Consider the following 12,986-nt stretch of genomic DNA (forward strand, 5'->3'; position numbering starts at 1 on the left):
GTTTAAACTCTGCTTTATGCTATTTGCTTGTTAACAAAAGAGCAAGAGGCATTGTCACCGAATTGTCGATTATTCGTTAAAAGAATACTACCATCCTAACTCACGCCAGTAAATCTGGCGATCTCGTCCTCGGTAAATACCAAAGGTACCTTCGGCTGTGGGGTTGTCAGTATAATCACTACCGTCTTCAACCTCGCCATCATTGTATGGCCAATCATATTTAAGATAATCAGGTACATCGAGTTCGAAAATAAACGAATAAGGATCTTCTGCACCTGACGACACCCATCTGAATAACTGGTTAATCTCTTTATTCGGCGAGCTTAACAAACCGTTAGTGAGTTTTACGTTAGTCGGTGCTGGCTCCAGACTTGCCATTGATTCATCGAGCAAGCTTACAGCGCTTCTATCAACAGTCGTACAGTTATCGGCGTCGTTTGCATAAAATTCCCCGCTCTCCCAATATTCCACTGCGCCAGCAATTGGCATGACATCATCCATTGCGGCGTATGTGTCCTGAAGATTCAAACGACCATAGTAAAGGTTTGCTGAGTCTAACTCCGCAGCACCGTAAGAAGCCGACAAATCACTATTTTGAAGCGTTGAGTAAAAGTTCCCGTCTTCCTGGTCATCTAACTGCCATCCCAGAATATAGTCTCTGAACGGGCCATCGGGTTGCCCCGAACTTAAACGAGAAACCGATACTGAAGCGTTCCCTGTAAACTGGCCTACACCGTCACCCCACTCCCAAACCCCGTCATAACTGACTGTGTGATCAACAAGTTGATTCCCAGACGAATCATAGGCGTAAAATAGCGGCGTCGCTTTTGCTAATGATCCGGTGTAATTTAGAGTCAGCTCTCCGGAGGCATTAACCGCTTGCGCTGACAGAACGATAGGTTGAGCCTGCCCCATGTAGTAAAAATCAGTGCAGGCTCCATCGAATTCAGCCGTTAAAGGCTCAAACTCGTAGGGAATAAATCGCCCGAGAATATGCTCGGTTGTAACAGAACCAGCGCCTAAATAGTTGGCGTCCGCTACCTTCGCGGTGACTTTCGCACTGCCCACTTCAGAGTATGAAATGGAATCATTTTCAAAACGTACGTTTCCAACACTCTGAGCACTGAAACTAGCGCTGTTATCGAGTTCGCCATTCACTTCAGCAGGAGCGACAGCGTCAACCACCACCGCCAGATCCAGTGACTCCTGCGGTGTTTCACGCCCAAAGTTTGGCGTAACCTGCTCACCAGAATTTAATGCCTGCAATGCCACGAAGAATGGCTCTCCGGCTTTCGCTAGAATATCCCCGCTATACGTACTCACCGTTTCCATGCCGATGCTTGCCGGCTTGTAAACAAACTCATTGGACACGCCTTCAATCACTTTGCCGTTCGGTAGCTGCGCTTTTGCCCGTAAGCTCACTTTACCCGTGTCACCGTACTGAACTTCTAACGCTTGCTGGCCTGCCTGAAAATTGGAGGTTACTGGAGCCCAACCGGTAAAGCTACCTGAACCATCCTCCTGAAGCTCATTAATAAGCGCCTGATCAATAGACATTCGCGCATAGGGAAACTCACTAAAATCACTGCAACTGCCTGGGTTAACGCAATGCATTCCCATGTCTACCTGGCTAATTTGTTCTGCAATCACCTCACACGCTCGCGTGTTGTCGTTCGTCCGTACAACCGATAAGTTAGTGAGAAAGCTATCACCTGATGTTTGCGTACCGATAGAATCAAATTTGAGGCCGGTATCATTAAAGGTAATGGAACAGTCGGAATTGAAGTTTCCATTCGCATAGCACTGAGTCGGATTCAGCGCTCCCGGTGTGGTTTGTATGTCGTCTATGGCAAGCGTGTAAGTGTCCGCTTCGGTTTGGCTTAACTGCGTAGTTGAAACTGGGGACGCAGCGACTGGGTTTTGACTCCAATTCCCTGCGCTGTCTGACAAAAACACGGAGCTGGAAACTGAAGAGTAACTTGAGCAAGACGCGTCAGCGCACGCTTCAACGGTTACGTCTGCCGCTTCGCAGGTCAGTACTGGACTCGCGTACGATAAACGATAGTGATGAGGCGCCGTTACCGGTGGGTCAACATCTCCCGCATTACAAAAGCTGCCGCCGTCGAGTGGCTCGGCTGGTGAACGATACTCAATGCTAGGCGCAAAAAAACCAAAGAAACCATAAGCGGATGCTTGCCCATCAAGACTCAGACCACCCTCGATACGACTTCTATTCCACCACCAAAAGCTTCGCTCAAAAAACAGATTTCCGCTTACGTATATGAACCCGTTAATCTCAACATTTCGTTCTAAATATAAGTCCCCAGTAACTATCAAAATGAGCTCATTCGCCTCACCCGCCATATTAATTCGACGTCCGGACTGAATGGTTAAATCACCATCAATATAAACTCTGGAGGTTTGTCCGTTCGTCGAGTAATTAGCGCCAACATCACCAAAATCGCCAACCCGTAAATAATCTGTTGGCTGTAACGCATTCGGTAGCTGCGAGCTTCTGGCCCGGTCAGGTAAGTCGAAAGGTGACGGCGTAGCATTGAATGGGCTAAAGCCTTGTGGCCAAACAGCGGAACATTGTGGTCTATTGTCGGCACAAGGACGCGTCGTCAACATTAAGTTCAAGACATCGTCGGTCGACATGACCTCATCACTGATAAACACCTCATCTAACTCACCATAAAAACTATTAGACGCGGTTGATTGTCCACCTATAAACAAATTGTTACTAACGCTATTTAAGTCAAGTTCCTCATTAAATGAGCGTTGATCTATCCGGTTCCCATCGATAAAAAGTTGAAGTTGTCTGTTATCTCTACTGTACGTCGCAGCGAAGTGATGCCATGTATCATCCAGTAATTGCGAACCGCCCTCTGACTGGTTGCCGGCTTCGACATTCACAATAGTGCCATTACTTCGGCGAATTTCGAAGTAGATACCACCGCCATCTGACGTGTCTTGTCGATAAACTTCAAAGCGCCCAGCAGAGGATTCCGTCGGTCCGTTGCCAACCATTAGCAGTGTCTGATAACTCTCGCTTTGGTTCTGTAAACTCGCATCACCTTTAAACCAAAAAGCTATAGATATGGAGTCGGCTTGACTTATTTCTGTCGCGTTTGGCACTTGAACAACATTGTCACCACTAAACCTGCCATACCGGCAGGTGCCAAGGTCAGCATCGATAGCGGGTGAGAACCCAGAGGTTGACGCATTACGCAGCGCCTGACCATTATAGTTATTACCTGATTGGTCGACGACTTCGCCAGCATTACCATTCCAATTCAGCTCATCAAAATACCAGTAACCTATAGGTTGTATTTCGGGAGTTCCAGGAGAACCTGAGCAGGGGCCTATATTGTCGTTAATATCGCAGATGTCTCCTTGAACATTTCCATCACCGGAAACATCTGGTGCGTTCACATACCCTGTGACAACACTGTCTTTATCAATCTTAACTTTCGCTTCAGCATTAATGTTTCCGTCTATTGTCACGTTTTTATTGATGCTTACTTTGTCACCAGCCACTATATTTCCAGTGAGTTCTGAATCTTTCTCTATGGTGACCTTCCCAACTGCCGTTAAGTTGCCTGTTATCTTGCTACTTTTTTTAAAAGTAATATGTCCATCACTGTCAATATTGCCGTTAAAAGTGATACTCTTAGACGCTTTGAAGTTTCCTGTCAGGTCAAATATTAAATTTAATGGGTTCCCCCCCTTATTAATTTCGACGCCTTTATCTGCTGATACATTTCCGGTGACATTTATAACAACCTGAGCTCCGCCAGATATAACAAGCTTATCGTCCTCATCAAAAGAAAGGTTGCCAGAGCAGGTATAGTTATTACCGTTTTTATCACAGTTTGGTAGGTCATCACCTGGTAACTGATAGGTCTTAGCATTCACGTCGGTAGAGAATAACGCCAAGACACAGGCAATAGAGAGGAGCATCCGCTTCAACATAATTTAATTCTCAATCCTCGTCTCAATTTGCAATTGACGTGACGCTTGTTGTGAACCTGCTGTGCAAATACCATCTGCGGTGACAACAAGATGGGTGTATATAGTATTAGATTGGTCAGTATAATTCTCATTGTCACAACTAATAGTGGCGCTACACTGTTCCAGGCCCTGATTCCCTGCAAAGCTATATTCTGTGCCATCAACATCGCAGCTAGTATCTGGAGCAGTATCTAAAGGATAAACCGTCATCATCGCTTGTTCCAAACCGGACTGCGCAGCTAAATAACTGCGCGCACCGAGCACTTCGATGACTACGCTCTCAGAAGAGGTTCTCAGCAAACTGGCCAGTGCTGCAACCAGACCTCCGAGCACAACAATCACAAACACCGCTATAACCAGGGTGTTGCCTCGTTGTCTATTTATAGGGTTGAAAGGGTTGTTATGGCGCATTGGGAATGTGCACCTCGCGATAGTAGAAAACTTGCTCTTCAGCGTTTTCACCGAACTGAAGCTGTATGGTAACTATATTATTACTTTGCTGATTATTAGCGGCTACGTCAAAGGGGTTGTCAGAGCTCACCCCTGTCGCTATCAAAGCGGAATTTATTGTGTCCCCATTCCACTTGAGTTCTTCGCGAATTAATTCACCACCTACTAAGCAAAACCTTACCGGTTCACTGGCAATATAAGCTCGCTTTAAAGGTGACTCTTTTTTAAATTGAAAATCCGTATTAAACGTTAGCTCATATTCAATGTTTGTTACTGCTTCTTTTGCCTGGAGATCAGCATAGCGTCCAGGAGTAGAATAGATAAATTGAGATAAGGTTGCATAAATGAAAACTCTTTCTTGCTTCTCGCCATCAAGCTCCCAATCGCCAAATGTTACAAAACTCATTTTACTATCCTGATTAGTCGGCTTAATAGGTGCGCTATAATAGGTTCCGGCTGCTAAAGTAGGAACGAGCTCGACACACTGCCCACTGCTACTTACACGCACACTATTGGGAACGGCACCTCTAATTTCCCGGGTCAGTCTCTCTATAGCAAAGCGGCTTTTCTCGATAGTTTGTAAACGTTCCGAACCCGTACTGAACATTTGTGCGCCAATACCCACAAATTGAAAGCTAAAACCAGCAACTATCGCCAGCAAAACAATGACGATGACGAGCTCTATTAAAGTGAAGCCTCGTTGCGGATTCATCACCAGTTCCCCTTAACGGAGCTGAATTCAATACTTTCGTCTTGCGGTGTCGTTACGGTGACGGTAATTCTTTTCAATTTATTCGCTTCTTTTTCAGCAACACAAACCAGGGCCTCAAAACCGTTATAACGGTTAGGTGATGAGCCACTGAGCTGGGCTCCGTTAAGCTTCAAACCATTGTAGTCGTCGACATCATCGAACTGTTTTCGTTGACCTTCCTCCGCGTTAGGTGTGCTTCCATCACTGGGACATGGCGCTGGTGTTGTGCAACTACCCGAGCCTTCAGAGCAACGGACATACTGGTTTCCAACATTGGAGTTTTCGTCGAAACGGCGCGCCATTATTTCATTCATCAAACTTTGACCAACTTCAGTCGCTCTCACCTGTTGCCAGGGGTCAACACTTTGCCGAAACAATTGACCGAGCCCCGTTGTAACAACCAAGGTCACAATAGCAATAACCACTATACCGGCAATAAGCTCAATGAGGGTGAAGCCTTGCTCTTGCTTATTGCGCATCAATAAAGCCCTCTTTATTAATGCTGATGGTGCGGCTAACGCCTGAGCTGTGAGTAATAGTTAATATACAACCACGATCACAATCACCAACCCTAGACCTTTCCTCTTCTTTAACAGCAAACACCACCGGTCGACCTAAAGCATCTATCTCTATGGACGCTGAAAACACACCTTGTTCAACTAAAATATTTCTAGTTACGCCTTCATTATCCGTGTGAAACAGTAAAAAACGAATATCTTCGACACCGCTTATTTGCCGATTGTTATCTTCATTGTAAGGAGGCACCCCAAAGATACTCTCAGCTACCATAACTTCATATGTATTTGCTGTATCTTGCATCGCCTGCTGTTGAACGGCCCGCAAAATACTCATCGCCTGTAGACGTGTGGTTTGGCTTTTCGCACCGGAATCACTAATAAAAATGGGGCTGGCAGATACGGCTAGGATACCGATAATAACCAGTATGATAATGAGTTCAATGAGGGTGAAGCCTTGGGACTTCATAGTTGGCCTTTGTAATTAATATTTCGCACTAAGCAGATACAAGAAAAAATTTGTAAAGGAAGCTGTAGACCCAGGGGCAAAAAGTTGCTTGCCCCTGAGAGTTAAGTACTTAGCAAATTAACAACCTGAAGTTGCGCTCTCATATTCTGGCTTGCCATCTTCCTCAGCAGCTTCCAAATATGATACGTAGCATCCCTCAGCCACTAAATCTCCACCATTGGTCAGAGTGCTGTCCAGGCCAGCTACAAAGTCTGCAGGAGCTATAAAAACTCTAGGAACGCTGTTAGTGCTGCCAACAATATATGCCCAATCCGCACCATCAGTAGCTGAGCCAGTCATATCATAAGCTTCGAGTTGTGCCGCTTCTACAATACCGTTACCACTCGCTGCCGGATATCCATAGACCGTATCTACACCGTTAACACTTCCTGTACTACCTAATTCATTATCAATAGCTGCACGGGCATAAATAGTTTGCGAAGCGCCTTGAAGTGCACCTTTCAACCCTTTAACCGTAGAAGCACGAGCGTCACTCGAAAAATTAATAAACTGAGGTGCGGCGGTTACTGCCAAAATCCCCAAAACTACAATGACAATGATCAGTTCGATCAGAGTAAAACCTTTTTGATTACGCATAATTGAAACTCTCAGTTGTGATTTAAAAAATTATTGGTTATTGCTGTGAATACTCACGCCGCCATTACGTGGATTATAAACGAAAGCGTTGCCCAGTGTCAGATAATCATCACCAGATGGCGCATTCGTTTCATTTTTTATGGTGTTCGCCAAGTAGTAAACACACATATCATTGCCCGTTGTGGAGTCTTGCGTTACATAGGTGAAGTAACGTGTTTCTTCCAGGTTAGCAAAGTCTTCTGACACTGTCGGTGCGCCCTGCAATATCGATTGCATGATGCTTGCACAGTCAGCTGCCTGAATATTTTCATCATGAGCAGCGTTATTATCGCCACTCACTGGATAGCCGGTGTTGCCATCGACATAAAGCAATACCTGGTCCATAGACACTTCAGCGCCAGCGCCGGTAGACGCCGCCCCTTTAGGACGTCCGCTCAGCTCCCACTCGCCACGAACAATACCAACAGCGCTAGCAAAACCACCGGCAACGCCTTCAAGCGCCGCATCTTCGGCGTCAGAAGAAACGTCAGTGAATCGCGGAATAGCCGCTGCAGCCAATAGGCCGAGAATCACCACCACGATTATCAGTTCAATAATGGTGAAGCCCTGTTGTTTCTTTTGTCTGTTGCCCATGTTCCCACTCATAATTAGCCTCTACAAATCCATTTTATAACAAGTTATCAACAATGCCTACCGGCGTTTTTCCCGCTGTATCCGACCTTGATCTGTATCAAACCAAAACCATGGTTTCTCATTAATGGCAAAGTAACAGCGATTTTCGTCTTTTCGTGCACTCAGCGCGCTAGTCGGTATTTCGCCACCTAACTTACGCCACAAAACCAAACAGTCATTATCAGCCGACGGCCATCCTTTTTCATTCACCTTAATAAAACCTGCCGGTGAATCAGCACGCTCAAATAACGCAACAACGCCGGGTTTTCCCTGCCTCAACCACTCTACCCGAACTAAGCTCACCGCTTCTGAAAACGTCGACAATGCAACGTCTTTCTCTGTTTCCCGCCAGTGCTGCGGCTCATCAATAAGCAACATTCTTACGGCTACTGCTGACAACAGCAAAAATACCGCTACGACGAGCACATTTTGCAATCGCCGAATGCCTTTGCGTTCTTGAATGTCGTTTTCCGTCATTACTAACGCCCCTGGTAGGCACTCATCATGTCCCACATTGGCGTGAAAATACCTAATGCCAGTATGAGCACCATAACCGCCACAACAGCAATCATCAGCGGCTCAATACGCGCTGTTAAGGTCTTCAGATCATAGTCTGTTTCGCGCTCATAATACTCGGCTACTTCCAGTAGCAAGGTATCCACACGCCCGGTTTCTTCACCGACCGAAATCATCTGAAGAATCAACGGTGTGAACAAGTTTGACTGCTTTGCTACACGAGATAAGTTCTCACCTCGCTCAATACCACGACGCATTTCAATGACTCGGTTTTCCATCCAGGCATTATCCACGGCTTCCGCCACCAGCGACAACGCCTGTGTTAGCGGAACGCCGGCTCCCAGCATTACAGAAAAGCTTCGCGCAAAACGCCCCAACATTGCGCGACGTAATATAGAGCCAATAACGGGAACTTTCAGCTTCAAGGTGTCCCACATCAGTCGCCCCGGTGGAGTCTCTTTGTAGTATCTAATACCAAAGAAAGCGCCCATCATAAGCGCCAATAACAGCGGCCAGTAAGCAACAAAAAACTGTGATGAACCCAACAATGCTCTTGTCGCCCATGGCAGCTCCACGTTAAAACGCTCAAACATGGAAGCGAACGTGGGAATCACAAATATATTCAGTACAAACATCGCAACGACTAAGGCTATCATGACGAAGCTCGGGTATCGTGTCGCTGCTTTTATACGCTTACGGGTATCTTGCTCATTTTCCAAATAAACCGCTAACTGCTGAAACGATTCTTCCAGTTGCCCGGTATTTTCACCCACATGAACAATGGCAATAATCAGTCGGGGAAAAATGCCTTTATGCTTAGCCATGGCCGCTGACAAATTCCGGCCACGCTCGAGCTGCTCGTGAATATCTTTTAACGCTTTTCGCAAACGCTTGTTCTGCGTTGTATCGCCCAGCCCTTCGATAGCGCGAAGCATGGGAATACCCGCCTGCGTCAGCGAATACATTTGTCGGCAGAATATAATCAACTCGTCTAGAGAAACTTTGGGCTGTAAACCATCAGCAACCTTCGCTTTTAGCGCATCCCAGCCCGGAAGCGCTGCACTCGTCGCCGCTCCTCTCTCTAGTGCAACTGGTGTTAAGCCACGCTTCAATAAAGCATCAGCCGCACTGCGTTCATCACCAGCTTCCACGGCGCCAGTCTGTAACTGACCTTGCTTGTCACGGGCGCGGTAACGAAATTGCATCAGATATTGTCCTCAACACTTTCCGCCAGGAATAAAACTTCTTCGACAGTGGTCACGCCCTGACGCGCATATTCCAGGGCAACAGACGCCATCGACTGATACCCCGGGTGTCTTTTTGCGGCATGTGCAAAAGCTCGGGTGTCGTTGTCTCGAAGGGCATCCATCATTTCGCCGTTCATTTCCAGAAGTTCAAACACACCGATACGTCCGTGATATCCGGTGTGGTTACAGTTCTGACAGCCAATGCCATGTTTAAACTCAAACTCGCTGCTGCCTTCTAGTAAATGCTCCAGCCACTGCTGCTCGGCTTCATCCGGCTGATAGTTTTGGGTGCACTTTTCGCACACCCTGCGAACCAAACGTTGCGCTAGTATTCCGCGCAGTGCCGCCGCTACCAAATAAGAAGGGGCGCCCATATCAATTAAGCGCATTGCACTGGTTATCGCGTCATTGGTGTGCAGTGTCGACAACACCAAGTGACCGGTAATAGAGCCTCTCAGCCCTATTTCTACGGTTTCATGGTCACGCATCTCACCCACCATGATGATGTCGGGATCCTGACGCAAAGTGGTTCGTAGCACTCGGGCAAAATCGAGGCCTATTTTATTATTGACCTGAACCTGAGAAATGCGTGGTAAGCGATATTCGACCGGGTCTTCCACGGTAATGACTTTCTTGGCTTCGGTATTCAATTCACTCAGCGCGCCATAAAGCGTTGTGGTCTTACCGGAGCCCGTTGGACCGGTTACCAACAGCATGCCGTGTGGTCGCTTGATAAGGGAGCGGACCCGCTTCAGAATATTGTCGGGCATACCCGTTTGCGCCAACGACAACAATCCCGCGGACTGATCCAACAAACGCATGACGCATGACTCGCCATATTGAGTCGGCATGGTCGACACACGCACATCAATATTGTGCTTGCGAATTTTCATGTTGAAGCGACCGTCCTGAGGCAAGCGACGTTCAGAAATATCCAGCCCCGCCATTAGCTTCAAGCGTAACACCAACGCATTGGCTATATTCGTTTCATCCAGTACGTTTTCCTGCAGCACGCCGTCAATACGCTGGCGGATACGCAGTTTGTTTTCATCGGGTTCTATATGAATATCCGATGCACGAACCTGAACCGCGTCTTCAAAAACCGACTGCAGCAACTTGGCAACGGTGGCTTCATCGCCCTCTTCGTCCAGACTCAGTTGACCGAGTTCAAACTCTGAGGTTTCTTCGTACTCGTTCTGCAGCTGGCTGGCGAAGGTTTCTATTTCTTTCGTGCGGCGGTAGAGATTATCAAACGCACTTAACAACTCGCCCTCTGGAACCACCGCTAACTCGACCTGTCGCGGCGCCAGTAGTTGGTTTATTGCATCAATAGAAGACAAATCGGCAGGGTCACTCATGCCGACTAACGCTTCGTTGTCATCCGCTTCAATGACTAATGCGCGATGACGCCGGGCCTGGACTTCCGGCAACAGTTTAAAAACTTCAGGCGGTATTCGCCGCTCGGAGATGCTTAACAGCGGTAACTTGAGTTGCTGTGATAAAAACTCCAGCAGTTGATGCTCAGTAATATAGCCAAGGTCAATAAGCGTCGCACCAAGCTTACGCCCGGTTTCGCGTTGTTTCTCTAGCGCTGTATCCAGCTCTTTTTCGCTGATGATTTGCTCATGAACCAACAAATCACCCAACCGCATTTTGAGGCGAGGACGTTTCATGGCTTACCTGCTGAATTTGCTTGTACTGACAAAGTAGCGATTTTTTGTTCGATAAATTGCCGGGTTGGCTCGTGCGTGACTCGCTCTAGCGCCTGTTGATAGCTGGTTAAGGCTGCCGCACTTCCTTGATTTTCCTGAGCGATCGCCTTACCCACAAACCAGCGTCCCTCATTAGGTTGCGCCTGAGCCAGTCGTGTATAGGCGGTTTCCGCCACTTCATAGTGACCAGTGTCTTGCGCCAGCAGCGCCACTTTGTGTGAGTATCCAGGCTTATCCTGGGCGCTGGGCCAGTTTTTTAACAACACATTTAATGCCGCACCGGGTCTTGCTTCTCGCTCTAGAATACGCGCACTCAACATCCGAAAGTCGGTGTCCGTCCGGTCTCTCTGAAAGCCCACCTCTAATGTCGCCAACGCATCCGTTACTTTGTTGCGACCATATTGCAAGGCAGCCAACTGCTTACGCACTCGTTTATTATCAGGGGTGACGGCTAACGCCTGTCGCCAGTATTCTTCGGCCTGAGTTAAGCGCCCCTGTTGCTGAGCCTTCTCCGCTTTTTCAATGTTCTGTTGTGCAATTTGTTCAGGCGTCAGCTCAACTGATTTTTTTACAAAGACCGAGTCATTCTCTGTACTCTTTTCTTCTGCTCTTTCCTGTGTTCTTTCCGGTACCTGTTCCGGCGGCTTTTCTGATTGCGCTTCGGCTAATTGTTCAGTTTGCTTAAGCTCTGGTTCCTGAGACTCGCTGAGCTTATTGTCTGTGCGTGCTTCTAATTGCCTGACTGTCGCTCGCTTATCGGTACTAGCGATTTCAGGCTCATCAAGATTACTATTAAGCTCGCCATCATTAGACCTGACTTCAGCCCGCGAACTTTCTGTCTGCGCCGGCTTCTGTTGAACTTTCTCAGGCTGCGGTGATTGTTCCGCTTCATACACCGTCATCGTTTGGCTGTCGTTTGCCGGCCAAAGTACAATACCTGCAGAGATACCAACCACCGCCAGAGCCAGTACTACCCAAGGAAGTTTCATGCGAGGCTCTGAGCGCTCGACAGCGCTACCGCCGGCTTCTCGGTCAAAGGGCTCCTGACCGCGCTTGTCGAGGTCTTTCAGGACTTTATTAATCAAGCTCATAGTCCGCCCTCCGCTATTTGCCAATAGCCCATAGCCGCTATTAACAAACACATTGCGGCGATACCAATGGTTAACGGCAGCCAACGCCCTGACTCCAGCCGAGTATCTTCGGTATCTTTCACCGCGAACCTAAGGTCGCGACTTGTCAATTTATGACGCCCTTCACCGTAAGCAAGCAACATCATTTTATGGCACAACATATTCACTAACCGTGGTACGCCGCGACTGCACCGATGAATGTGTTTAATTAATTTCCAATTAAAAATAGGCGTACCTTTGTAGCCGGCAACCTGCATTCGATGCGCTATATAATCCGCCGTTTCTTCTGCGTTCATTGCCGTTAATTTGTGAGAAAAACTGATGCGTTGGCGTAGCTGCCGAAACGCTTTTTGTGACAGCCGCTCGTCAAGCTCTGGTTGACCAAGCAACACGATATGCACTAACTTGCGGCGTTCTGTTTCTAAATTAGAGAGCAGCCGCAACGCTTCAAGACTCTCTTCAGGCAACGCTTGCGCTTCATCGATAATAATAACGACCGACTGATCACTTTTGCTGATGTCTAAAAGTCGTTGCTGAAGGGCTCTGGCAAGTTGTTGCTGATTGCCGAGTTTCTCGGTGTCAACATCAAGCTCTTGTGCAATCGCCAGTCTGAGTTCGGCCGGGTCCAGGTAGGAGTCTGGTACATAGGCCGCTTTGAAAAAGTCGGGCATTTCATTGAGCAAGCGCCGACATAATAAGGTCTTTCCGGTACCCACTTCGCCGGTGATTTTGATAAAACCCTCACCCGTTTTCAGCGCAGTCAACACCACCTCAAAAGCCTCATGATGGCTTTTAAGGTCGTAGTAGAACTGCGTGTTCGGCGTTATGGTAAAAGGCAGTTCGCGTAAGCCGTAGTGGTACAGGTACATACTCG

General features: G+C 47.5%; 12 protein-coding genes. All 12 read right to left on the reverse strand.

Translation table 11 applies throughout. The annotated features are described in order from the left end of the window. Positions 1–87: 87 nt before the first annotated feature. The gene (locus tag B3850_RS02200) at positions 88–3,975 is read right to left on the reverse strand and encodes a DUF6701 domain-containing protein (protein ID WP_286911312.1); all 3,888 of its coding nucleotides are present in this window, start codon (positions 3,973–3,975) and stop codon (positions 88–90) included. 3 nt (positions 3,976–3,978) lie between these two features. Then, positions 3,979–4,425 (reverse strand): Type II secretory pathway component, encoded by a 447-nt coding sequence (locus B3850_RS02205; RefSeq protein WP_286875378.1) that lies wholly within the window; start codon positions 4,423–4,425, stop codon positions 3,979–3,981. After that, positions 4,415–5,176, reverse strand: coding sequence for a PilW family protein (locus B3850_RS02210; RefSeq protein ID WP_286875423.1), 762 nt, complete (start codon positions 5,174–5,176; stop codon positions 4,415–4,417). The genes B3850_RS02205 and B3850_RS02210 overlap by 11 nt, the downstream gene beginning before the upstream one ends. Continuing rightward, complete coding sequence (locus B3850_RS02215) at positions 5,176–5,694, reverse strand: type IV pilus modification PilV family protein (protein ID WP_286911314.1); 519 nt, start codon at positions 5,692–5,694, stop codon at positions 5,176–5,178. The genes B3850_RS02210 and B3850_RS02215 overlap by 1 nt, the downstream gene beginning before the upstream one ends. After that, positions 5,684–6,199, reverse strand: coding sequence for a prepilin-type N-terminal cleavage/methylation domain-containing protein (locus B3850_RS02220; RefSeq protein ID WP_286875381.1), 516 nt, complete (start codon positions 6,197–6,199; stop codon positions 5,684–5,686). Before B3850_RS02220 ends, B3850_RS02215 begins: the two co-directional genes overlap by 11 nt. A gap of 117 nt (positions 6,200–6,316) precedes the next feature. Next, the gene (locus B3850_RS02225; RefSeq protein ID WP_286875383.1) at positions 6,317–6,835 is read right to left on the reverse strand and encodes a prepilin-type N-terminal cleavage/methylation domain-containing protein; all 519 of its coding nucleotides are present in this window, start codon (positions 6,833–6,835) and stop codon (positions 6,317–6,319) included. A 30-nt stretch (positions 6,836–6,865) separates the two neighbouring features. Then, positions 6,866–7,480, reverse strand: a complete 615-nt coding sequence (locus B3850_RS02230; RefSeq protein ID WP_286911315.1) for a prepilin-type N-terminal cleavage/methylation domain-containing protein — start codon at positions 7,478–7,480, stop codon at positions 6,866–6,868. A gap of 45 nt (positions 7,481–7,525) precedes the next feature. Beyond that, positions 7,526–7,984: a Type II secretory pathway component gene (locus B3850_RS02235; protein ID WP_286875385.1), complete on the reverse strand. Its 459-nt coding sequence runs from the start codon at positions 7,982–7,984 to the stop codon at positions 7,526–7,528. A gap of 2 nt (positions 7,985–7,986) precedes the next feature. Continuing rightward, on the reverse strand, positions 7,987–9,228 hold the full coding sequence (locus tag B3850_RS02240; RefSeq protein WP_286875386.1) for a type II secretion system F family protein: 1,242 nt from the start codon (positions 9,226–9,228) through the stop codon (positions 7,987–7,989). Next, positions 9,228–10,943 carry a GspE/PulE family protein gene (locus B3850_RS02245; protein WP_286875387.1) on the reverse strand — a complete coding sequence of 572 codons (1,716 nt, stop codon included), beginning with the start codon at positions 10,941–10,943 and terminating at the stop codon, positions 9,228–9,230. Before B3850_RS02245 ends, B3850_RS02240 begins: the two co-directional genes overlap by 1 nt. Then, complete coding sequence (locus B3850_RS02250; RefSeq protein WP_286875389.1) at positions 10,940–12,073, reverse strand: tetratricopeptide repeat protein; 1,134 nt, start codon at positions 12,071–12,073, stop codon at positions 10,940–10,942. The genes B3850_RS02245 and B3850_RS02250 overlap by 4 nt, the downstream gene beginning before the upstream one ends. Next, positions 12,070–12,981: an ExeA family protein gene (locus tag B3850_RS02255; protein ID WP_286911316.1), complete on the reverse strand. Its 912-nt coding sequence runs from the start codon at positions 12,979–12,981 to the stop codon at positions 12,070–12,072. Before B3850_RS02255 ends, B3850_RS02250 begins: the two co-directional genes overlap by 4 nt. Positions 12,982–12,986 lie beyond the last annotated feature (5 nt).

It is taken from the genome of Idiomarina sp. UBA4520, assembly GCF_002388365.1.
GTDB lineage: Bacteria > Pseudomonadota > Gammaproteobacteria > Enterobacterales > Alteromonadaceae > Idiomarina > Idiomarina zobellii.

Coding starts and splice junctions, on each gene's coding strand:
- B3850_RS02200 (WP_286911312.1), bottom strand. CDS start 3,975: ATGTTGAAGCGGATGCTCCTCTCTATTGCCTGTGTCTTGGCGTTATTC.
- B3850_RS02205 (WP_286875378.1), bottom strand. CDS start 4,425: ATGCGCCATAACAACCCTTTCAACCCTATAAATAGACAACGAGGCAAC.
- B3850_RS02210 (WP_286875423.1), bottom strand. CDS start 5,176: ATGAATCCGCAACGAGGCTTCACTTTAATAGAGCTCGTCATCGTCATT.
- B3850_RS02215 (WP_286911314.1), bottom strand. CDS start 5,694: ATGCGCAATAAGCAAGAGCAAGGCTTCACCCTCATTGAGCTTATTGCC.
- B3850_RS02220 (WP_286875381.1), bottom strand. CDS start 6,199: ATGAAGTCCCAAGGCTTCACCCTCATTGAACTCATTATCATACTGGTT.
- B3850_RS02225 (WP_286875383.1), bottom strand. CDS start 6,835: ATGCGTAATCAAAAAGGTTTTACTCTGATCGAACTGATCATTGTCATT.
- B3850_RS02230 (WP_286911315.1), bottom strand. CDS start 7,480: ATGAGTGGGAACATGGGCAACAGACAAAAGAAACAACAGGGCTTCACC.
- B3850_RS02235 (WP_286875385.1), bottom strand. CDS start 7,984: ATGACGGAAAACGACATTCAAGAACGCAAAGGCATTCGGCGATTGCAA.
- B3850_RS02240 (WP_286875386.1), bottom strand. CDS start 9,228: ATGCAATTTCGTTACCGCGCCCGTGACAAGCAAGGTCAGTTACAGACT.
- B3850_RS02245 (WP_286875387.1), bottom strand. CDS start 10,943: ATGAAACGTCCTCGCCTCAAAATGCGGTTGGGTGATTTGTTGGTTCAT.
- B3850_RS02250 (WP_286875389.1), bottom strand. CDS start 12,073: ATGAGCTTGATTAATAAAGTCCTGAAAGACCTCGACAAGCGCGGTCAG.
- B3850_RS02255 (WP_286911316.1), bottom strand. CDS start 12,981: ATGTACCTGTACCACTACGGCTTACGCGAACTGCCTTTTACCATAACG.